Raw genomic sequence first — 22,034 nt, forward strand, 5'->3', positions numbered from 1 at the left:
ATTGCTTTTAATCTAACTCCATCAAGACTTATTTGGAGGTAAGCATGAAATATCTAATCACTCTATTTTTAATAGCCCAAGCCGCTCTAATGGCACGGGGAGCATCGGCTCAGGCTATTTATGGACCCACCGGGAATTACCTTGGCTATAGTCAAACAGCGCCAAGCGGTGTCACTAATGTTTACAACGCCACTGGTCAGAACGTTCAGTCTTTTCAAACCGATAACGGGCAGACCAATTTTTATAGCCCTCAGGGTGCATATCAAGGCACTTCAACCACGCCTGTTTATGCAGCGCCAAATACTTCGATCAATACGCCGCGCCAAGCACCTCAGGCGCCTTCTGCGAAAGGTTGGTAAAAAATGAAAAGGCTAGTCATTGCTGCGATGTTAATTAGCATCGCCATTCCTGTTTTTGCACGCACCGATGGCGGCAGCAAGAAGAGCTCGCAAAAATATAACAATCCAAGTGGGCATGAGAATTGCTACTACTGCTGGAAAGATTTGAGCACTAACTACACACCGTCCCGCCACAAATATGCCAAAAAATCTTAGGAGATCTAAATGAAGCGATTACTTGTTACGGGTGCCCTTCTAATTTCTAGCGTCAGTCAAGCCCAAGTAACTAGCTGGGATAACTCACCTTTAAATTACAACAACAGCCCTCTTAACTACAACAACTCACCCTTGAATTACAACAATTCGCCATTGAATTATCAAAACAGCCCCCTTAACTACAACTCAACCAATGGGGTTTATGACAACAATGGAAATCGAATTGGCTATGAAACTCAGTCACCCACTGGCGTCACCAATGTCTTCGATAACAATGGCAACAGGATCGGGTACTCACCTAGCAAAAGACAATGAGTACATACGAATATGAACTAATCAAAATGGAGCCCGTATCATCAGACATTGATACGGTAGAAAATATCCTTAATGAAAAAGGTGGTGAGGGGTTTCGTTTTGTGGCGGTACAAAAGTTTTGGACACAAGATGACTATGGACAACCGATTCAGAGGAATTTCTTAGTGCTTGAGAAAAAAGATGAGGAAGAACTATAAGAGTGCATAAGGAAAAGCTGATTTTTTTAGATTTTGATGGAGTTTTACATCCAACTCACTTTGCGGGTGAATCTCCATTCTCACGCGCAGCTCTTTTAGAAGAATCTTTTAACTTGCTATCACCCAAAATTGTGATTTCATCTAGCTGGCGCTTTACACACAATCTTGAAAAACTACAAAAGACCTTACCTACTTTTATTTCATCACTCATTATTGGTGCCACTGGAGCAGCAGTAATTGGCAAACATCCACGCTTCACGGAAATTCAGAATTACTTACAGAGTTACGGACCAGCAGATTGGAGAGCGCTTGATGATTCTTATTGGGAATTTCCAAATCCTTGTCCTAGACTAATCCGCTGCAACCCTAATACCGGTATTACTGATAGACAAATACTGGAACTAAACCAATGGCTCATTCAGGGTTAGGGCTACAAAGTCATTGGGTCTAAGTCCGGCTCTGGCTCATAGTCTTCAAACTCAAAGCGCATTTGCCCAGATAAAGGAGTTAAGCAGCGCAAGAATCGATCCGGTACTAAGCCCACCCTCTCATGACGTAACTCCCCTTTGTTAGGCAAGTGGTAACAAATCGTATGGCCTTGAGCTAGGACTTTGACGCGCCAAACTGGAATTACTCCCCAATCAATATCTGGCCAGTGCATTAAGCCCATAGGCTCAATCACCTTCACAATGATTCCCTTATTAATTGAAAATTTACTATCAGCAATCATGGCAATGCACCCTAACTCGCAACGCAAATGAATATGCCCATTCCTAGACATTGCTTTCGCTTTCCACAAAATCTAGTTCATGAAAATTCATTTGCAGCTGCTCTGAGTCTATAAACTCATTCATAAGGTATCCGCTAGGCGGAGTTAAGCGTCTAAGATAAGTGTCAGGAACCGGACCAGATGTAAATGGTTTAAATTCTTCGCCTTCATATTGGTAGTACAAGAAGCTACCTTCACTGGCTACCTCTACATTCCAGGTATAGACCAGCTCTTCATGATTTGCCCATTCCTCAAATCCAACAGCTGAAACTATCTTCACGATATTGCCTAGATTTTTTGGATAACTACAATTCACGGTAATTGCTAAGTCACCAACTGAACAATTAAGTTTTCTCATCTTCTTCCCCTATACTGCGCGCGCACCCTCTCACGCTTAACAAAAAATAGGTGCTCAACAAATGGTTTGCCACAAACCATAAAAAGACCCAATAAAAAGATGGCCATCAACTTGGGGGTGAAATAACCTTGCTCAAAGTTGTAACAACTCAAAAATATTAGTAAGAACCCTAAAAGCTTCATTTGGAGCGTCTCCTTATGGTCATATCTACGAAGAATAATGAGCTACTAGCTCATTAAATGAGCTATAAAGTATCTATAGTTATTAAAACTACAAATATTCTTATCCCTGCAATTGGAGAGCTTTATGAGTGATATGGAACGTCTACACCGCATTAAGTACATGATTCAGGATCGAAAATGCGTGCCTATCGAAAGCTTCTTAGATGAGCTTGAAATCTCCAAAGCTACCTTTAAGCGTGATCTTGAATACCTACGCAGTCGACTGAAAGCATCGATCATTTATGACCGCTTTGAAGGAGGCTACAAGTTTGAATTCCCCGATAAAATTAATAAGATTGAAATGCCAGGGCTATGGTTCTCTGAGAAGGAGGCTACTGCCCTAGTCCTGATGCAGCATCTACTATCTTCTCTAGATCAAAGCGGGCTCATTGGTCCCCATATTGAACCTTTGACTGCCATTATTGATGGCATTCTAGGTCAGAGTGAAACTACCGCGAAAGAGCTACGAAAACGTATCAAGGTTTTAGGGATGGGCTCTCGTAAAAATTCAATTGAAAACTTCTCAGAAATTGGCGCTGCACTACTCAAACGTAACCGCCTGGTAATCCAGTATTACGCTAAAGGGAAAGATGAAGTGACTGAGCGGGAAATTTCTCCGCAGCGTCTGATTTTCTATCGCGAGAATTGGTATCTTGATGCGTATTGCCATATGCGAGAAGGCCTACGTAGCTTTGCAGTGGATGGCATTCGCAGCGCAGTACTGACTAACACCAAAGCGCAGGAGATCTCTGATAAAGAATGTCAGGAGCATTTTGCTCAGAGCTATGGAATCTTTTCTGGTAAGGCGACCCAAAGAGCAAAACTGCGTTTTACACCCGAACATGCACGTTGGGTCTCTGGTGAGAACTGGCATGGCCAACAAGTAGGGAGTTTTGATAAAGAGGGTTACTACAACTTGGAGTTTGACTATAACCAAGATCCGGAGCTTGTCATGGATATTATGAAGCATGGATCAGGTGTAGAGGTATTGTCTCCATTGACGCTGAAGAATAAAGTTAAAACAGAGCTCCAAAAAGCATTAAGCAACTACAAGTAACTACAAATATGACCTAAGGAGATATTAGTGACCCCATTAATTCTAGGCGTTACTTTAAGTAACGCTTATTAATGGCAACTAAAAACTAGTGAGGCCCAATAAGGTTTAATATAACCAATCCATCTCGGTCTATATTTTTCTCGAAAAAACTATGCCATCTGATTACAGGAAAAGCAACGCTCTCATCACAAATGAAAGTGAATTTTTACAGGCCCGTCACTTTGTATTGAGTAGCTTAAAAGATTGTAAGATTGTTAAGATCGCAAGCGGATATGTGGGTCTAGGCGCATTTCAGGAAGCCTTAGAGCTGTTCAAAAAAATTCTTGAGAGTGGTGGGCAAGTCACTCTAATATTCGGGCTAGGCTATTGGGAGGGTATATCACCTGCACTAGAGAAGCTACTAAGGGAATTTCATAATCTAGCGATTGGACTTAATGAAAAGTCTGGAGTTTTTTTCTGTCAAAAACAAAGGTTTCATGGAAAGTTTTATATTTTTGAAAATGATGAAGATCATTGGGCTAGTGTAGGATCATCGAACTTTTCTGATACCGGATTCGGTAACTGGCTTGAGTCCAATAAAAAAACTAGTAGCCCTAGTGAAATTCAATTACTTAACGAGTATTTTACGAGGTTAAAAAAATTAAATGCAAAGCCAATAAATCTTCTAACATTCCCAAGTCGTAAAAAAGAATTAAAGAAAAAAGTCTCGAAGAAAAATATTGGAATTCCACAAAATATAAAGTCCTTACCCATCGCCTTCAAGCTTAAGATAAAACCTCAGCCAAGGTCTCATATAAATCTTTTTGCTGGGGTTGGCAGAAAAAATACAAAAGGAATTTATATTCTTCGCCCCTGGTATGAAGTTGAATTAGGCGTAAGTAAACAAGAAATGGCAACACTGACTAGTTTTGTCCCGGCAACTAAGAGCCCATTCACAATCAATTTAGTTGACGATCAAGGTGATGTGATGCCAGCTCTTTTCAAAAGAAAAACAGCAAGCTCAACTTCTAATAACACACTTCGAGATGGCTCTGATTTCATGACAAAAAATCGTATCGAGCTTGGAAGATTTATCAAAGATAAGCTACTAGATACTGGGCTTTTGAAGTATGGCGAATTAATCACTGCAGATACTCTAGATACTCATGGAAATGATTGGCTTGAATTTAGAGCAATCCCAGGGAAAAAAAATTACTATCACATCACTTTCTAGAGTAGCGAATCGATATTTGACTCAACAAAAGGATAATCAATACCTTCCAACGTTTTTATAATTGCCGTGAATAAAACTTTAGCCCCTTCCGGAGGGACTGCCATACCAATCTGCCTACGAATAGCCTCCTTATTGCCCTCAAAAACAAAGCTATCAGGGAATGTTTGAAGTCTTGCGCGCTCTCTATTTGTTAAAGCGCGATCTTCAGACCAGTGATATACATGGGTACCACCTCCACCCGAACCTGTAATTGTGTAGGCCGGCTTTTTTGGGTCCAATCGTTTGTATATCTGACTAATCTGAGCGCCGGTAACATTAAGCTTCAGATGGGCAGGTAATTTAGCTGTCCAAGCGTTCTCGCCAGGTTTAATATGCCTTAGGCGTGCCACTACTCTTGGATGCTGTTTTGTAAGCTCATTATTTTTAGCATCGGGCTTTATTGGAGGCTTCTCAATCGCCTCCTGACAAGTTTTGAATTTTTTCAAATGGGTAGGTGCTGGCGGCTTGAAAGTTAATTTCAAATTCTTCCTAATGCCAACCATAATCACGCGATGTCTCGCTTGGGGTATGCCATATTCCTCAAACTTATATAGATGAGGGGTTATAACGTATCCATACTTACCAGCCTTGGAAAGATCATCAAGAATTTTCAATAAAGTCTTGCCTTCATTTGCGCTTCGAATCCCACCAACATTCTCAGCAATAAAAAACTTTGGATTGAACTCATTAAGAATTGGTACGCCATAACTATACAAAGGTCCAAACTCTCCATCGATCCCCTTGTGCTCTCCCACCAATGAAAAATCATTACAAGGGAATCCATATGCAAATCCGTCAATTGTTTTTGATATCTTTGCCAAATCTTTTGCTGTGATTTTTCTTACATCAGAAACAATGGCTGTTTTTTCAGTTGCACCCTCTACATTACGCCGATAAGTTTCAACTGTTTCGTCGTGATAATCAACTGCCCATCCATGAACAAATCTAGAGTCAGAGATGTCGGCGATAGCTTCATTTGCCATCTCCGCGCCTATTGCGAGCCCACCAGGGCCAGAAAACAATTCACCTAATATTATTTTTTTCATAAAAACAGTATATTTTATTTAATCCAAAAAAGCTGCCAAAATATTTATTCAGCATCTTTCTTGTTGGTTAAAAAGTTGGCCCAAAAGGAGCTAAGTATTTCATGGGTCTGGTCTAGATGTGTGCTTAGCGCAGCTTGCAATGGATTGCCGTAAAAACGAATAATCATACGCATCAAATCTTCCGTAAATAATTCATCTCCAGGCACACTTTGCTCCAAAAGAATGCTTATCAAAACCTCTCTTGTTACATCCTCTTTAGTCTTATGATTCAAAACAACAATAGTATCTCCGTCCATAATTCTTTTTCTTATGCTTGAAAATGGTACGTAATCACTCAATTCAGTGTCGTAAATACGCCTATTAGGATATTTGACATATTTGATGGTTTTAGACATTTCAGATCCGCTTAACTTGTAGTTGAAAAATCAAGAAAATAACGATAGTTATTTTGGTATTTCAAGTCCACTGAAAGACGCCCATATCTATATAGGTGTTCTATAGTTACCATATAGCCGGGCCTTACATTTAACCTATGCCGGAAATAAAGGCCAAGTATTGCATTATTTCCGCAAGTTTCAATCGCTTTGCCGTTTGCCTGCGCCCTTACACACTTCATAATTTCCCCATCGTCGCATTCAATTAGGAACTCTTCTCCACGCTCAGGAAGGAACCCACTACGTTGAATTTCTGCAGGAACCGCTAAGTATGCTTGATTTGGCTCTCGGCCAAGTCTCTGCCCCCAGTTTAATCCTGAACGCTGGGGGACCATATCAACGCCTTTTATTTTTGCAGTTAGTGGTAAAGATATTATTTGAGAACTAGGATGCATTTCTTAAGGAAGATTTTCAAGAAAAGTTGAGCGTGGAATTGATATTTTTGCTGACTCCCATCTTCCATTTTCAACTTGGTCAACAGGTAAAAAACTTGATATCTGCACAAATGATAAGCTACCTAAGATTAAAAGCCCATCAGGCTCTTTAATTACTCCGATGAGACGCCAATTCGCATTTAATGAAGCTACCCTCGCTTCATTTCTGGATATAAAAAAGCTAAATTGCTGTCCAGGTCTTGAAGTTGTCTTAACCTCTAGCAATACATTCGCCGAGGGATCCAATACAGATGGCGACCTGATGTCAAATCCAGCAGAATCATCTACCAATGAAACATGTTGGATTCTATGATGCACACTTTCATGAAGTCTAGAGTGTAATTCCGCTATTACAGCCATTTCACCTTCATATCCAAGCTCTTCATTAAAGAGCCGATCAAACTTATTGCCTAATTTTTGGGTTGGATCAATTACCCCCAAAATATCCCACGCAACATCCAACCCCTGCTTTAGGTCTTCAGTAAGCCAGACTGGAGAATCTTTAACTGCAATTCGCATAAATCCATCATCAAGAAAAATAGTTCCGTCAGAAAGTAATTTATCCGCAACACGCAAACGATCTTGGTATGACTTCCCAATTTCAATTGGGGCAAGCTGACAGCGCACAGTAAAGTCATTAATTGAAAGACCTTCACGCGCAGCCCGTAAAACTTCTAATACGAGCTCTTGCCAGGAATTATTATTAAGCATCCCCCACCTTAAGATGCTCAAATAAATCGTTAAGATCTAAATTATCGATTCCCAATAAACTCTCTGGTGGGTCATCACCGTCTCCATTAGGAAGGCTGGCAAGAGATAATCCATCATCATTCAAATATTCACCTAATTTAGCTATTTTCAATTCCAATCGATTTGCAACTTGTCGGTCGATAGTTCCCTCAGATTGCAAAATAAAAGCTGTAGTTACTTGGTCTGGAGGAAGTCCAAGACGGTGGATACGATCAAGTGATTGAAGGTAAAGGCCAGCGTTATAACTTCTATCTATATAAACCGTTTCATGACAATCATTATGCAAACTAATTCCTTCGCCAAGAGTCTGGGGATTGCTTAACAATACTGAACATGAACGGGAGGTTCTAAACTTAGCCAACTCTATTGCACGCTGCTCAGGAGAGGTGCCACCATATACCAAGGCTGGATTAAAAGGCTCAAGCACCCTTTGAAGAGCCAGTAAATTACCTATGAAAGTGCTCCACACCAAAACCTTGCGACCTTCTAATGCCGCCTTTGTAACAAATCTTGAAATCCATTCGTATTTAGAGGGCATTTCGTGCGACGAGTAGTTTTCTAAAATATTCAGCAATCTCTCTGAACCAGCCAATTCTATTGGAGGCCACTGCAACCCAAGATATGCATCTTCATTAGTAGCACTCATGAGTAGGCCTGGGTTTGTGGCACAGGCTAGAAGACTCATAACCGCCTTTCCTTTATTCCCAAAATAGCTTTGATCGTTCGTATTAAGTCCAAATTGCCCAACATATGAACGTCGTAATGCACTATAAATTTCTGACTGCACAGCACTCATTTCAAGCTTTACCGTTTCAATTCTCATTGGCGGCAACTTAAGCTCTGACTTTGTTGTCCTAACAAATATTCCGCCTCGCTGAAGTGATTTCAGCCTGTCATCAGTTAAAAAAGGTCGAGGTATTTTTTGCCAAGAGATTCCAAAAAGATTTCTTAAGTCTTCCGGGCTTTGTGGCATTGGGGTGCCGGTAAGTAAATCTACACGCTTTGCACCATTTGCAAGTTCCAAACAAGAGCGCCATCTTATGGAGCCACCACCACCCTTAATGCGATGAGCCTCATCCATCACCAACATGGTGGGTTTTTGCTTTACCCATGCCAGCAATCTATTTAATCTGTTTCGATTTTCAAGTTGCTCATAATTTACATAAAGTAATTGGGCTTCAGCAGGAATTGGATCATCTGAAAACTGACTTGTAACTATCTCATCCCTCAAAACATCGAGTGGCTCCTGCTTCCAGGCCTCAAAAGCTGATCTAGGGCATATAACCAATAAGCGAGAGATGGTGCCTGATTTTCTGAAATACTCCCACACAGCAAGAGTTGTAGAAGTTTTTCCAGCACCGGGTACTGAAAAATTTGCTCCATTAGGCATTCTTATTAATGCTCGTAAATTGTCTAGTTGAAAACTAGTTAACTGCCTCTTGATTTGTAAATCAGATAAATCTATTTGCTCGCTAGCACCCTCTTGCTGAGACAGGGAAACAAATTCATCTATATAACTTTCAGTCCGGCTTAATAAAGAGACAATTTCAGGGCCTGGAGGCGCAACAGAATGTCCGAAGCGAGTCCACCCCTCCCGCAACCAGTGTTTGTGTTGAGCAAAAATAGCGGGTGGAATTGATATGGAATATAGACTTTCAGTAACGCCACCAACGCTACACCACCACCTTGTTACCTGATTCCACTCATCGGGGGCAATGTCACCAATTGGCTCTATTAGAACCCGCTCATCTTTATTAACTAATATGCGTAAAGTCGCCATAGTTAAATATTTTTATATTATTAATTAAGAAAATTGACTAATTAGATCTGTCTTTAGCTTGGAACTTTTCGTATTCCTTTGTTAAGTCCTCAAGAGACTTATGTACTTTTTTTAAATGAAATTCAAATCTCTTCGGATCAAATCCTGGCAATTTTGATACTTCAGAAAACTGCATCACAACTTCCTCGAGACTTATTCTTGTCTCAGATAAAATTTCCGATGGAGCCTGGGCGGCCTCCTTACGTTTTCCTTTAATAATTAGCGCATCTGAAGCTACACGTATAGCCTCTCTAACCTTTTGTAATTCTGGAGTTAAATCCTTAGCTATATGCCCGCTTTCATCAACCAATTCAGACATAACTTTTTTAGCAAACAATTGGATATCAATTTTTTCACTATCCGTTTGATCATTTCCCAATATTGAAGATAGTCCATCTTCAACAGGCTCAACCTTTTTATAGTCTTCGAAAAATTTAACGACACTAGGATCGCCATCTAATCTTTTTATAACGTCTTCTTCGTAAAACTCATCGTCAATTGCCCGGGTTTGATCTTTGTTAATACTTAGGAACATGGCGGCAACCCTACCCCACTTCATACGCTCAGCTTCACGGAAATCAGTCAGCGCCATAATTTGGTACTCAGTATTCAAATCCTTTAAGTGCTGACTCATTCTGTCGAAAACACTAAAAGCAATTGGAGGATTGGATTGGTTCCTGATCTCTTTCACCAAATTAAGTAATTGGGTTGCTTCAGCAAGCTTCTTTTCGGATCTTCTAATCCAGCCCATTTTTTTAGCCAATTGCTTATCTGTATGGCCAAACTTTCGATACTTGTCCATCAGCAACAGCTCATTAGTAAAAGTGTAATCTTGATGCGTAAGTCTTCGCATCTGCAATGACATTTCAAGGTCAAGGAAATCAGAGGAAACTGCATCTTCCGGCAAAACCGCAACCTCAACACCCTCTACACCAATCTCTCTAAGAGCTGCAACCCGAGTATTTCCGTTGATTAATAAGCCATCACGAGAGATTAGCCCAGGGTGTAACTGACCCATTGCCTTTAGCTCATCCTTTAGGCGCGAATATTGGTCCGTACTTCTTAGCAATTCCGCCAAGATCTTCTGCGCTTCATCAGACGTTGGCTGTTGTTCAACAATTGACCGCTTTGGATGATCAAATAATTGAGCACTTAATCTACTGTTGTCATGATTCAGCAGAAGGAATTCGGGCTTTATAGTAATTACTTCAAGAGGAGTATCTTTACCCCTATATTCAATGCTTTCCGTTTTTCTTTGATTGCTTTCTTTATAGACTGCTAAAGATTTTGCAATTGCGTCCCGACGATGTTGATTGGTTAAATTAGTCATATTCAATCTTTTTAATTAGTCACTTTGATTATAAGATTTAAAGAGGTTTAGATATCAATTACAGGTCTAGACCTTCAATTTAATTCATTTAATGTTACCTTTTAAAATGACTAGCTCATTCTATGAGCCTTCAGGGCGAATGATGAATGTATTTGGTCGCCAAGAGGTAGGGCCTGAACTTTTAGAACCACTTAATATTGGCTCCAATCAAATGCTAGATCTATAAAAATTGAAGCCTCCTTAGATAGATAGCGAGGCGATGGAAAGATTCCAACCCTACCCAGGTCTAGGCGATCAGCATCCCAGCAAGTTTGAATCGTTTTATCAGACGAAATCTCTCCACTAGAGTGGTGCCTCATGGCGTAGCAAAGTGCATCGAGTTGCTTTGGACATAACTGATAAAAGTCGCCGTGAATCCCATGAGCAAATTCTGCCGCCCTCTCTCCATGCTTAGGATCTCTTCCATCATTAAAGCGGCAGCTATCATGCAAGAACCCAAAGAGCTCAACTACCAATAAATCAGCATTACGGATTTGGCCAATATTTTTTCCATGGTTTAGTACCCGTGCCCAATGATTTGCGCCATGAATTCCATGCCAGTCAAGCTTGAACTCGGTCTTGATGAGAGCAATTAATCCAGATCGATCAAAGTCCATCGAAATTCTCATTATGAAGATGGCGGTCGATTTTCAGGTGTAGCTTTAGAGCAGTAGAAAAATAATACAACTTTGGATTTGCCTTTATATAGTGATATTCCTGTTCGGTAATTCGTAGGCTAACTCCTCTAGCCCAATAATAATGAGCCCCCTGATCTTCTATGGCAATCCCAACATATTCGTACTCGGATGATTTTTGAGGTCTTAGCACCCTTGGAAAACCATTTTTTTGTAGTTGCTCTACATGTATTAACTGAATATTCATGCATTTCTCCTCTTTAGCCAATTCGACGAATGTCAGGGCTTGGCAAGTCGGTCTAAATCTGCCCCCACTCCTTACTCTAGTGCACTACTGCCTCAGACGATTCAGGCCTTCCTTCTGGATCTTTTTTTTGGCTGGTTATCAGATATTGTTTAGTGGCCAATGCAACCTTTAGATAGGCATCGATTGCTGCTCGAAAGGCTTCAAAGCCATCTTGCTTGTTAAATACATAGGCCAAACTAAAGACTAAGTTATCTGCATCTTCGCCATCAAGGGTTACTGTAGTCGACTCATCGTTATCAACAATACGAAGGCCTCTAGTAAATTCAGGCTTTTGATCTTCGGACCAACTCAAATCGAGCCTATCAACATCAAAGCGTAAGCTGCGAAAAATATTGTTAATCGTGAAACGGGCACCGCCTAAGTATGTATAGTCACGCATGATTTCTCCTTTGTGGGTGTTAACTATTGAGTATAAAAACCTACAGGCTCAAATAATGAGCTCCCACCCTGGATATGAATTCCCTACACCGTTACTTAAAGTAACGCTTGTCCTGACCTAAGCTGCCCGTAGCTCTCGTTCAGTCTGCTTCTTACTTGGATAGTTATCCGCCGCCCTACTATCTGCCTCAATCAGCTTTCTAGTATTGGCTCCCCGCAATTGCTCAATAGCCTGTATTACCTGTAAGTGGCTATAGTGCCGCTCAATCATTAAAACACTAGTACCCATTTGTTTGGCTAACGTATGTATTGGCACCAGATCGTGGGTAAGTGCTAACGTGGCATAGGTATGGCGTAGGCTATAGAACACCCGCTTTTGATTAGTTTTAGGATCAATCAATAAACCATGGTCTGCTAAGAAGCCGTCAAACATATGGTTTAAGACATCACTTAAATCCCTACCTTCTTTGGTTCTAAAGATGTAATCGTCATTAGTAGGCTTAATCAGCTCAGCCAATGGATCTTTAATTGAGCTAGCCACTCCATAGTTTCGCAAGGCTATTCTCTCTAAAACTCTAATACTAGGTAAGCGTCCAATGATCTGTCTTTGCCCTGTTTTCCCTTTGACAGTCATCTCGCAGCTACGATTTAGGCTGTGCACTTCAATGACTTCACCATCTTCGTCCAATTGATCAGTGACTGTACTAATAGGATTCATCATGAAACGGATTTGCTTCCATTTCATATCGAGTAACTCAATGCCTGGTCTAGCGCCTGTATCAACCAGCATCTCTACATAGTCTCTAAGGATTTCCCTGCGCTCACGCACATCCTTGGTTCTGCCTGATTCTATGTAGGGGCCCAGTAGCTTTAGTAATGCTCTGAGTTCATGCAATTCAAACGCTGGGCGACGAACACTCTCTTTGGTCTTGCCATCTAGCTTAGGACGATTACTCTCAGTTAAGTAACCCCGCACAATAGCTTCATCAAAGACTCTATTAAATGCGGCATTTTGGGTTTTACGATTGCTGTTGGAAATCGCCAACCCATACCTGGCTTCACGGTCATCGTAATACTGTTGCAAGGCATCGTAGTCAATATTGGTAATAAGCCTTTGCCCAAGACTGGGTATGAAATGCTCGTTAATGATCCGGATGTAGTCTTTGTAGATTGATTTACCTAAGCCGCCCTTTAAATCTCGCTCCATCCGATCAATAGCCAACATAGCGATATCTTTAAAGCGTTTAGTAACCACTGGGATGCCAGAGCGCTTACGAATCTCTGCTTCCACCAAAAGCTCTTTGGCTTTATTGACTGCTAAGTCAAGCTGGGTCTCTTTGGTAGTTGCCCGTATCCACTTGTTGTCTACCTTATAACGACATTGCCATACTGCACTATGCTCGCGTTGATAGAGGGTTAGGTTACGGTGTATGAGTTGATGTGTACTTTCTTTTTTAGTTGCCATACATATACTTTAGCTTCTGAGCACAAGCTAGGACAACCTGATTGGAGGAATTACAGGGGTCAATTTAGCCAAAAGAAAGTATGGCTAGTTGTGGAGGTTTATGGTGGTTTTATTAAAGAATGATGCTACACACTACTCATCTATCAAGAACATCCTCTGGCTTCTTTTTCTCTATGAATTCGGAGTATTTTTTATCTAAATCTTCTAAGAAATTTAAAACTGATGATGAACCTGTGAGCTCAACCAACTTTAAGACTTCCTTTGCAAGCTCGAGACCATTAACAGTAATCAGTGGGTAACTATCCTCACTAATTTCTTGCTGACTTTTTTCCGAGAAATATGATGTGGTTACATAAGCACCAATCCAGCCTCGCTTTAATCTAGCTACCGTTCTAGCTAAGTCAACCCCATTCGTTGGTTTCGAATAGGCTTCACATTTTGCTTGGCCCAGAACAACGACTTCAACCTTAGAGAAGCCCGTCCCCAAATCAATGCGGCCTACAAAATCTATACCCCCATCGCCTGAGCCCTGGGTAATCCACCCTTCCTTGTAACCACTACCGCTTTGTCTAATTATGTTTGCAACGACTTTGGATGATAGGAGCTCGAAGTGGTGTTTTCGGCCATCATAAAACTTATATATTTCTCCTAGGCATTTATCTTCGCGAGATCCTGGGGTAGGCAATTGATCTTGCTTACCGACGGCTGTAATTTTATGAACCCGTCTTTTTAATTTATCTCTAGAAATTTCCCCTTCGGCAACCCAGACTTGCCAGCTCTTTGGAGCAAGTTTTAATGTTTCTAAATTTGTTAGCTTTGGATTGCGGCGAGCTGATACCCAGTCCCAAGAAAAAATCTCAAAATCTTTTCTCATATCCAGTACGTCAAATTCAAAGACGTAGTTTGTAAAGTAACCAATGTCTTTTTGATATTGAGTAACCAGCTCAGCAGAATTTAGCAGCCCAATGCCTTGAAATACTCTATTGCCTTTAACGCGCTCGCCAACCTTAATACTCTTGAAAAAGATAAATGGCACCGCCTTCAATCGGCTTTGGTAATCATTACTTCTATGCAGGACGAACTGCTCCAATATGTATGCGTTACCAGGCGCCTTAGATGGGTCTGAAATTGACTTGTTATCACCGAAATATTTTATGTACCCATTGTCGACATCAAACTCATCCTGCCAAGGCGTCTCCTTTGATCCTTGCTTATGAGTGCTGCTTGAAATTAAAATGGCCGGTGTTCTTGGCCCATCGGCAGTTTTAACTGCTCTTATTGCATTAATACCTGCCTCCAATAAAGCCTTATTTTCACCTGGAGTATTGGTATGAAAAAGTAGGTTTGGCAACCCATCGATGGACGGGATATCTACAGGGTTTGAACTGGAGTATCTATATATTGTCCCTATGGTCAGCGCACTCATTTAAAACCTTTTAATAAATTTTGCTCTTTGGAAGCATATTGAATGAAAAGGATACCCTTTTTTAACCCCCAAGACTATCCATCGTCTTCTATCCTCCGCAAGCGGACTCCTAAGAGTTACCTTTAGTAATACTCAAAATAGGGTAATAGCCCCGGATTCGGCTTATATTTTTTGCAAGATGGAATTAGAATTAATCATGCCTAGCCATATAGATATTACCTTTGACTTTAGGTCAGATACTCCGCTAGGGAAGGATCCTGATAGCTTTAGTCCTACGCTACGTTCGTATCATAAATTCCTTTGGAGTAAGTCACTGCCAAATGGCAAATTATTTGAGCTAGTAGACACTAAAGACAAAGTCTATTTGTATCACCAATCAGAGTTGGGCGAGTTTTACTTGTCTAGTGACTCTGCCATACATACCTTTAGTCGTTGGGCAAGCATGGCACGCATCATTAGCCAAGTTAGCAGTGAAGATATTGAAGTATTTAGAAGGCTTGCTTATACGATGGGTAGCATGATGATTTTTCCAGGAAACCGCATAGACGGTAAAGCAACCATCAATGGCGCTAGAGGCTTTCATCCCCTAATTAAAGATCGAATTGACCTAACGCTGGAATGCATAAGGCGTCATTACAACAACGAAACAAGCCCTCTTGATGCGGCGCTATCAAGGTATAGTGATTTTTTTGCCTTGTTTGATAACTTCAAGGGTTATGTTGAGTTTTTCCTACTGCAAGATTTAGTAACTAAGGATTGCTCGGCAATTAAATTTTTTATGCCGTTTGATAACTTCAAATCGCCTGTAGTTCCAAAGGCTCTAGACTCTTACTGTGCGTATAAGGATCTAGTTATGCAATTCGTAAACAAACGAAATCAGCGAATTCTCCTGGTTAATTAGTTCTTATGGGCTCATTTAGTGAGCTAGTGGTCGGCGATGATTAGAGTTATATAGGGGGAAATTCTATGAAAGCTGCTATTTTCATTCTTTGCATAATCACACTACCTGCGTTTGCACAATCTGATTACTACGCCAATCGCTACTCAGGTCGAGCAACAGAAATAACTCCAAGCAACCAAGCTGGCTTTAATACAGTGAATGGTTATTACTACAACTCAACAACCAAAACCTACTACAAAGGTAAAAACATCAATCGTGATGCAGGGGCTCAGCCTACGCCACAAGGAAGCTTGTCTTTTACATACGATAGAAACCAATACGCCCCTACAAATTTAAGCATTAGTCGGTAAGATATCTTTTATTTAGACAAGTTCTATATGGGGTTTTAACCGTTACTTAAAGTAACGCTCAAAAAAATACCAACCCGAAGGTTGGTATTTTCATTTCTGGTGGGCCCACCAGGACTTGAACCTGGGACCAAAGGATTATGAGTCCTCTGCTCTAACCAACTGAGCTATAGGCCCGTTAATCTTTACATGCTAATTTTGCACTTTTTAACTACTGCAAAACCACATTAAAACCGCATTTACTACACACCTCGGTTTTTGCTCCGGTGTGTAGTCGATGTGTAGTGAATTTATACCGCCTAATCGACCACTAACCTCTTGAATCTATTGAGGTCTTAACTACAAGACCCCTAGGGCTTCTTTCTTATGAGTCCTCTGCTCTAACCAACTGAGCTATAGGCCCGTTAGTCTTTGGTTCAATCTTCCTCGAGGAAGGTCTTGAGTTTGTCGCTGCGGCTTGGATGACGCATTTTTCTCAGAGCTTTCGCTTCAATCTGACGAATACGCTCACGAGTAACGTCAAACTGTTTACCTACCTCTTCGAGCGTGTGGTCTGTGCTCATCTCCACACCAAAGCGCATGCGTAATACTTTTGCTTCGCGTGGTGTTAACGAATCGAGAACATCTTTCACTACATCACGCATAGAGTCATGCAATGCAGCTTCTGCAGGCGCCAAGGTATTGCCATCCTCAATAAAGTCGCCCAAATGAGAATCTTCGTCGTCACCAATTGGTGTTTCCATAGAGATTGGCTCTTTAGCAATCTTCATGATCTTACGAATCTTGTCTTCAGGAATCTCCATCTTCAGCGCCAAGGTTGCAGCATCTGGCTCATGACCAGTTTCTTGCAAGATTTGACGGCTGATACGGTTCATCTTATTGATCGTCTCAATCATATGAACTGGGATGCGGATCGTGCGCGCTTGGTCGGCAATAGAACGGGTGATTGCCTGACGAATCCACCAGGTTGCATAAGTAGAGAACTTATAACCGCGACGGTATTCAAACTTATCTACCGCCTTCATCAAACCGATATTGCCTTCTTGAATCAAGTCTAGGAATTGCAAACCACGGTTGGTGTACTTTTTAGCAATGGAGATCACCAAACGTAAGTTGGCTACTGTCATCTCACGTTTTGCTTCACGAGCACGCTTCTCACCCGCAATCATTTGCTTGTTCACTTCTTTCAATTCAGGAAGTGGAATAACCACATTCTTCTGAATATCAATTAACTTCTGCTGGAGTTCTTGAATTGCTGGAACGTTACGTTGCAAGAGTGCGCTGTAAGGTTTGTTCTCTTTGAGTAACTTGTCTGTCCAAGTCAGATTCATTGACATCTTTGGGAAGTCTTTTAATACTTCGCCACGATTCACGCCAACCTTATCCACTAATAAACTTACGATACCGCGCTCAAGCTTCCATACTTGGTCTACTTGTGAACGCATGGTGTCACATAGCTTCTCAACACTCTTCGCAGTCAAACGAAAACCGAGTAATTCAGCACGAATCGCATCTTGCGCCTTAATATAAGCTGGGCAGTTGTATCCGTCTTTATCAAATGCACGACGCATCTTGTCAGCTTGTGTACGCACAATTGCAAACTTTTCCAAGGAAATTTGCTTCAACTCTTCGAGTTGCTTCGCGTTTGCTGTAGCCGCGCCACCGCCACCGCCACCGCCACCTTCATCTTCGCCATCATCTTCACCCTCTTCAGCATCAGGATCAATCTCAGGCTCATCTGGTCCAAGCTTGATGTCTTCTGCATTTGGATCTACGAGACCATCAACAAATTGATCAATCTCCATTTCACCAGAGGCAATCTTGTCAACGTTACTGAGGATTTCACTAATGGTGACTGGGCAGGCTGCTAAGGCCATCACCATGTCTTTGAGGCCAGCCTCAATCTTCTTGGCAATGACGATCTCGCCTTCGCGAGTCAACAAATCAACTGTACCCATCTCACGCATATACATGCGGACAGGGTCAGTAGTACGACCGAACTCTGAATCCACTGTAGAGAGGGCTGCTTCAGCCTCTTCTTCAGCCTCTTCTTCGGAAGCTGCCGCTGCAGTGTTGTCGGACAGAATTAATGTCTCTGCGTCTGGGGCTTGCTCGTAAACAGTAATACCAATGTCGTTTAACAAGCTAATTAATGTTTCTAATGCATCCGCATCAGATAACTCATCAGACATTACGTCATTCATTTCACCATGGGTTAAGTAACCCTTGGACATACCCATCTTGATCAAAGTCTTCAAGCGAGCACGACGTAGCTCTTGTTGCTCTTCAGTACCAAGTTGTTGTGCTGCGAATTCTTTTAAGAGGGCTTTTTCTTTTGCCTTGCGTTCACGTGCCTTTTGACGATCCGTCAAAACTGGCTCGGCGCCCTCTGCAGGGCTATCAGCCTTAGCTTTACGGCCACGTTTTTTCTCTTCTTCAACTACCGGAGCGACTTCAACTGCTTTGCCTTTTTTACCTTTGAGATCTTTTACATCTTCAGCTTTAGCTGCGAGTGCCTTACCTTTTTTAGCTGGCTCTACTTTGACTTCTGCTTTCGCTGGTTTTGCAGGCGCCTTAACAGGAGCAGCGGACTTAACTGATTTAGCAGGTGCTTTGACAGGTTTTGCGGCAGCCTTTACTGGCTTGGTAGGGGCCTTAGCAAGCACTTTCCCCTTTGTGGCTGGTTTAGCAACAACCTTTGCCTTAGGGGCAGGTTTAGCTGGAGCCTTCGCTTTTGGTGCTGGTTTAGCAACAACCTTTCCCTTAGGGGCAGGTTTAGCCGGCGCCTTTGATTTTGGCGCTGGTTTGGCTGGAGCTTTCGCTTTAGGAGCTGGTTTGGCTACAGCCTTCGCTTTAGGGGCAGGTTTAGCCGGTGCCTTTGATTTTGGCGCTGGTTTGGCTGGAGCTTTCGCTACAGTTTTCGCTTTTGGAGCTGGTTTAGCTGGTTTTTTTGTCTTGGTATTAGGCATTTATTAGCACTTACTCACATTACTACTGTTGTTGATCTCGACTGATTAAGCACAGCCCCGTAACTCACTTGTTCACTTACCCCAAAGTTCATGAAAATAAAGCGCAAGTGGCTGAATTAATTCGTTTTTTTCTTGGGAACAGAGGATTATAGTCGATTGCGACTTTTTTAGCCCCCAACTACCTAAAAATATGGAGTATTTTTCGGGGATTTCTAGCGGTGTTTCAGTAAATTCTTAGGAGAATTTCAGCTTTTCGCCCAATTCCCGATATCTGGCTTTGTCTTGGTCGGTTGCAGTATTTCCAGCAATCTTTTGGGCAATTTCGGTCATTTCTTGTTTTAAGTGGCTCAACTCTAGTTTTTTAAAAGCGCCCTCTAAATCTGCAATCGCCCCATCAAGCTCAAGATCTGAGCCCATCACCCGTTTTCTCAGCACTTCATACATGGGTGCCAGTTCACTGCAGGATAGTTGATCTTGGAACATGGCAAAAGCGCCAGCACCTACGCTTCCTGGTTTTCCATTCTCACCAAGAATCAACTCCACTTGATCGCATTGAGAAAGAAGGTCTTTCATTAATGCGAGTGCATTTGCGGATCTTTGTTCGGCTGCCTTTAGTGCCAAAGCTCGTCTATTACTATCAAGCACTTTTCCCAAATGCGGAAACTGAATCAGCACTCGCAACATTTGCTCTGTCAAATCGGTTGGCGCTTTTGGTGGTTCAATATTTTGCGTTGCTACCCGTTTAGCAGATCCCTTAAAAGCTTGCCATGGGGCACCTTGCCTGTTTCCATTACTGCCGAAGTTGGTTTGAGTATTTGGAATACTCTGTTGTCTCACTTGATTTGAGCTGTATGCCGACTTCTGTGCGGGCACTACCGTTAATCCACAGAATGCTTCAAGTTCAGCAGGGGTAGAGTTCGTGCGAATAGCAAGCTCACGCAAGATTTGGGTTCGCAAGGCAATGGGAGGCATCGATAGCAACAGAGGCTTCGCTGCATGATGCGTATGGGCTCTACCTTCTGGAGTAGTTAAGTCATGACCTTCGCTTGAGACCTTAAAGAAGAAGCTGGAGATCGACATAGCCTCTTTAATCACCTTCTCAAATGCCGGCGCGCCATATGCTCTGACATAACTATCGGGATCATGCTCAGTTGGTAAGAATAAAAAACGAATTTCTTTATCGTCTGACATGAGTGGCAAGCAAGCTTCAAGCGCACGTTGTGCTGCACGCTGACCAGCAGAGTCACCATCAAATGAGAAAACGACTTTATCTGTCTGGCGTAGCAATATCCGCACATGGTTTGCTGTACATGCTGTACCCAATGTAGCCACTGCATTAGGAAAACCCAATTGCGCAAGTGCCACCACATCCATATAACCTTCGCATACGAGAACATATTCTTGCGCGCGAATGGCTTGTCTTGCCTCAAATAAACCGTAGAGCGTATTACCCTTAGAAAAGAGCGGTGTCTCTGGAGAATTTAAATACTTTGGCTCACCTTGATCGAGAATGCGTCCACCAAAACCAATTGTTTGACCTTTTGGGTTTCTGATCGGGAACATCACACGATCACGGAAACGGTCATAACGTTTTACGGGGGCACCCTCAGATTGCTCACCCTGAATAAGCAGGCCACCCTCGACTAAGGTCTTGGCCACCTCATCGTTGCTATAGGGACCAAATACCGCTTCAAGTCCTTGCCAACCATCGGGGGCATAACCCAGTCCATAACGCTTTGCGATTTCACCGGTCAGCCCACGACCCTTTAAATAATCAACAGCACGCGTACTATTTTTAAGTTGCTGGCGATACCAATCTGCGGCAGCACTCATCACTTCACTAACTGCCATTGCTTGCTGCTGCCTAGCAACGTCATTTGCCGTGCGCTCTTCACGGGGCACATCAAGTCCTGCAGAACGTGCAAGCTCCTCAATGGCATCTACGTAACCCAAACCTGAGTACTCCATCATGAAACTAATCGCAGAGCCATGCGCTCCACAACCAAAGCAGTGATAAAACTGTTTTGTTGGAGATACAGAAAAGGAAGGGGACTTCTCTGAATGAAAGGGGCACAAACCTTGATAGTTTGCGCCTGCTTTTTTTAACTTTACGTGCTGCCCAACCACATCAACGATGTCGACCCGATTCAGAAGATCGGCAATGAAGGATTGTGGAATGAGCGCCATAAGGCTAGGAGTATGAGCTGAGTTCTCTTATTTTGCGAGTGCAGCTTTTGCCAAGCCAGAGACTTTACCCATATCAGCCTTTCCAGCCAATTGACCCTTCAGCACACCGATGACCTTGCCCATATCCTGCGGACCCGCAGCGCCAGTCGAAGCAACTGCGGCGGCGACTGCAGCCTCAACTTCTGCATCAGACATCTGTGCTGGCAAGTAAGCTTGCAAAATAACCATCTCGGCAGATTCAACGGCGACCAAATCATCGCGCCCCGCTTTTTCAAATTGAGAGATGGAGTCCTTGCGCTGCTTGATCATTTTTTCAATCGTAGAAATGATGGCTGCATTATCGAGTACGATGCGGTCATCCACTTCACGCTGCTTAATAGCGGCTAACAAAAGACGGATGGTGCCAAGGCGTGCAGTCTCTTTGGCACGCATAGCGTTTTTCATATCTTCGGTAATTTGATCTTTCAGACTCATGGTGCGATCCTAGTTTTCTGATGTTGAATTTATCTAGCAATAATTGGCGATTCAAAAAGCAAAAACCCGCTGCGTTTCACCGTCAGCGGGTTTCAAAGCTTCTCGGTGAAGAGAGCTTTTAAATTCTATTAGTAAAGCTTCTTAGGCAACATTTGGCTGCGAATACGCTTGTAATGGCGTTTAGCAGCAGCAGCCTTTTTACGCTTACGCTCAGCCGTTGGCTTCTCGTAAAACTCGCGGGCACGCAAGTCTGTCAAAAGACCATTTTTTTCAATGGTGCGCTTGAAACGGCGCAATGCCACTTCAAATGGTTCGTTTTCGCGGAGGCGGACTGTAGTCATACTTATTTAACTCGTATATGCTCGATAAA

Annotated in this window: 25 protein-coding genes and 1 tRNA gene; 8 read left to right on the plus strand and 18 right to left on the minus strand. The window is 42.3% G+C overall.

Going from position 1 to position 22,034, the window contains the following annotated elements:
• Nucleotides 1-44: 44 nt before the first annotated feature.
• The 4 genes from ICV38_RS08365 to ICV38_RS08380 all read left to right on the plus strand — a co-directional run bounded on the left by ICV38_RS08365 (nt 45) and on the right by ICV38_RS08380 (nt 1,494).
• Nucleotides 45-359 (plus strand): hypothetical protein, encoded by a 315-nt coding sequence (locus ICV38_RS08365; RefSeq protein WP_215379394.1) that lies wholly within the window; start codon nt 45-47, stop codon nt 357-359.
• 3 nt (nt 360-362) lie between these two features.
• Nucleotides 363-554, plus strand: coding sequence for a hypothetical protein (locus ICV38_RS08370; RefSeq protein ID WP_215379418.1), 192 nt, complete (start codon nt 363-365; stop codon nt 552-554).
• Nucleotides 555-865: 311 nt separating this feature from the next.
• Entirely contained in the window at nt 866-1,066 is a 201-nt protein-coding gene (locus ICV38_RS08375; protein ID WP_215379421.1) for a hypothetical protein, read from the plus strand.
• A gap of 2 nt (nt 1,067-1,068) precedes the next feature.
• Complete coding sequence (locus ICV38_RS08380) at nt 1,069-1,494, plus strand: HAD domain-containing protein (protein ID WP_215379425.1); 426 nt, start codon at nt 1,069-1,071, stop codon at nt 1,492-1,494.
• Between the two features lie 2 nt (nt 1,495-1,496).
• On the opposite strand, the gene ICV38_RS08385 is transcribed toward ICV38_RS08380, so the two are convergent.
• The gene (locus tag ICV38_RS08385; RefSeq protein ID WP_215379428.1) at nt 1,497-1,847 is read right to left on the minus strand and encodes a hypothetical protein; all 351 of its coding nucleotides are present in this window, start codon (nt 1,845-1,847) and stop codon (nt 1,497-1,499) included.
• Nucleotides 1,840-2,193 carry a hypothetical protein gene (locus tag ICV38_RS08390; RefSeq protein WP_215379431.1) on the minus strand — a complete coding sequence of 118 codons (354 nt, stop codon included), beginning with the start codon at nt 2,191-2,193 and terminating at the stop codon, nt 1,840-1,842. The genes ICV38_RS08385 and ICV38_RS08390 overlap by 8 nt, the downstream gene beginning before the upstream one ends.
• Nucleotides 2,194-2,499: 306 nt before the next feature.
• On the opposite strand from ICV38_RS08390, the gene ICV38_RS08395 reads away from it, so the two are divergent.
• Nucleotides 2,500-3,471 (plus strand): YafY family protein, encoded by a 972-nt coding sequence (locus ICV38_RS08395; RefSeq protein ID WP_215379434.1) that lies wholly within the window; start codon nt 2,500-2,502, stop codon nt 3,469-3,471.
• 151 nt (nt 3,472-3,622) lie between these two features.
• Nucleotides 3,623-4,684 carry a restriction endonuclease PLD domain-containing protein gene (locus tag ICV38_RS08400; protein ID WP_215379437.1) on the plus strand — a complete coding sequence of 354 codons (1,062 nt, stop codon included), beginning with the start codon at nt 3,623-3,625 and terminating at the stop codon, nt 4,682-4,684.
• Here ICV38_RS08400 and ICV38_RS08405 read toward each other — a convergent pair.
• From ICV38_RS08405 to ICV38_RS08455, 11 genes are all read right to left on the minus strand, one after another.
• Nucleotides 4,681-5,769 carry a DNA cytosine methyltransferase gene (locus ICV38_RS08405; RefSeq protein ID WP_215379451.1) on the minus strand — a complete coding sequence of 363 codons (1,089 nt, stop codon included), beginning with the start codon at nt 5,767-5,769 and terminating at the stop codon, nt 4,681-4,683. The genes ICV38_RS08400 and ICV38_RS08405 overlap by 4 nt on opposite strands.
• Nucleotides 5,770-5,813: 44 nt before the next feature.
• Entirely contained in the window at nt 5,814-6,164 is a 351-nt protein-coding gene (locus ICV38_RS08410; RefSeq protein WP_215379454.1) for a polyhydroxyalkanoate synthesis regulator DNA-binding domain-containing protein, read from the minus strand.
• Between the two features lie 11 nt (nt 6,165-6,175).
• Nucleotides 6,176-6,598 (minus strand): restriction endonuclease PLD domain-containing protein, encoded by a 423-nt coding sequence (locus ICV38_RS08415; RefSeq protein ID WP_215379457.1) that lies wholly within the window; start codon nt 6,596-6,598, stop codon nt 6,176-6,178.
• A gap of 3 nt (nt 6,599-6,601) precedes the next feature.
• Nucleotides 6,602-7,348, minus strand: a complete 747-nt coding sequence (locus ICV38_RS08420; RefSeq protein WP_215379466.1) for a protein NO VEIN domain-containing protein — start codon at nt 7,346-7,348, stop codon at nt 6,602-6,604.
• Nucleotides 7,341-9,167 (minus strand): DEAD/DEAH box helicase, encoded by a 1,827-nt coding sequence (locus tag ICV38_RS08425; protein ID WP_215379480.1) that lies wholly within the window; start codon nt 9,165-9,167, stop codon nt 7,341-7,343. Before ICV38_RS08425 ends, ICV38_RS08420 begins: the two co-directional genes overlap by 8 nt.
• Nucleotides 9,168-9,204: 37 nt before the next feature.
• On the minus strand, nt 9,205-10,536 hold the full coding sequence (locus ICV38_RS08430) for a ParB/RepB/Spo0J family partition protein (protein WP_215379483.1): 1,332 nt from the start codon (nt 10,534-10,536) through the stop codon (nt 9,205-9,207).
• Between the two features lie 191 nt (nt 10,537-10,727).
• Nucleotides 10,728-11,192, minus strand: coding sequence for a hypothetical protein (locus ICV38_RS08435; protein WP_215379485.1), 465 nt, complete (start codon nt 11,190-11,192; stop codon nt 10,728-10,730).
• A complete protein-coding gene (locus ICV38_RS08440) occupies nt 11,182-11,457 on the minus strand; it encodes a hypothetical protein (RefSeq protein WP_215379488.1) in 276 nt (91 codons plus the stop codon). The genes ICV38_RS08435 and ICV38_RS08440 overlap by 11 nt, the downstream gene beginning before the upstream one ends.
• Before the next feature lie 76 nt (nt 11,458-11,533).
• Nucleotides 11,534-11,896 (minus strand): hypothetical protein, encoded by a 363-nt coding sequence (locus ICV38_RS08445; RefSeq protein ID WP_215379491.1) that lies wholly within the window; start codon nt 11,894-11,896, stop codon nt 11,534-11,536.
• A gap of 117 nt (nt 11,897-12,013) precedes the next feature.
• Entirely contained in the window at nt 12,014-13,360 is a 1,347-nt protein-coding gene (locus ICV38_RS08450) for a hypothetical protein (RefSeq protein WP_215379494.1), read from the minus strand.
• Between the two features lie 136 nt (nt 13,361-13,496).
• Nucleotides 13,497-14,786: a restriction endonuclease gene (locus ICV38_RS08455; RefSeq protein ID WP_215379497.1), complete on the minus strand. Its 1,290-nt coding sequence runs from the start codon at nt 14,784-14,786 to the stop codon at nt 13,497-13,499.
• A gap of 196 nt (nt 14,787-14,982) precedes the next feature.
• Here ICV38_RS08455 and ICV38_RS08460 point away from each other — a divergent pair, with 196 nt between their 5' ends.
• Together ICV38_RS08460 and ICV38_RS08465 are read left to right on the plus strand one after the other, a co-directional pair.
• On the plus strand, nt 14,983-15,687 hold the full coding sequence (locus ICV38_RS08460; protein ID WP_215379500.1) for a hypothetical protein: 705 nt from the start codon (nt 14,983-14,985) through the stop codon (nt 15,685-15,687).
• A gap of 65 nt (nt 15,688-15,752) precedes the next feature.
• Nucleotides 15,753-16,037: a hypothetical protein gene (locus tag ICV38_RS08465; RefSeq protein WP_215379503.1), complete on the plus strand. Its 285-nt coding sequence runs from the start codon at nt 15,753-15,755 to the stop codon at nt 16,035-16,037.
• Between the two features lie 97 nt (nt 16,038-16,134).
• Here the strand turns inward: ICV38_RS08465 and ICV38_RS08470 are convergent.
• From ICV38_RS08470 to rpsU, 5 genes are all read right to left on the minus strand, one after another.
• Nucleotides 16,135-16,211, minus strand: a tRNA-Ile gene (locus ICV38_RS08470).
• 239 nt (nt 16,212-16,450) lie between these two features.
• Nucleotides 16,451-19,003 (minus strand): RNA polymerase sigma factor RpoD, encoded by a 2,553-nt coding sequence (gene rpoD / locus ICV38_RS08475; RefSeq protein ID WP_215379505.1) that lies wholly within the window; start codon nt 19,001-19,003, stop codon nt 16,451-16,453.
• Between the two features lie 234 nt (nt 19,004-19,237).
• Nucleotides 19,238-21,190: a DNA primase gene (gene dnaG / locus ICV38_RS08480; RefSeq protein ID WP_215379508.1), complete on the minus strand. Its 1,953-nt coding sequence runs from the start codon at nt 21,188-21,190 to the stop codon at nt 19,238-19,240.
• A gap of 27 nt (nt 21,191-21,217) precedes the next feature.
• The gene (locus ICV38_RS08485) at nt 21,218-21,664 is read right to left on the minus strand and encodes a GatB/YqeY domain-containing protein (protein WP_215379513.1); all 447 of its coding nucleotides are present in this window, start codon (nt 21,662-21,664) and stop codon (nt 21,218-21,220) included.
• Nucleotides 21,665-21,792: 128 nt separating this feature from the next.
• Nucleotides 21,793-22,005 (minus strand): 30S ribosomal protein S21, encoded by a 213-nt coding sequence (gene rpsU / locus ICV38_RS08490; RefSeq protein ID WP_011903537.1) that lies wholly within the window; start codon nt 22,003-22,005, stop codon nt 21,793-21,795.
• Between the last annotated feature and the right edge of the window lie 29 nt (nt 22,006-22,034).

This window comes from Polynucleobacter sp. MG-6-Vaara-E2 (assembly GCF_018687695.1).
Classification (GTDB): Bacteria; Pseudomonadota; Gammaproteobacteria; order Burkholderiales; family Burkholderiaceae; genus Polynucleobacter.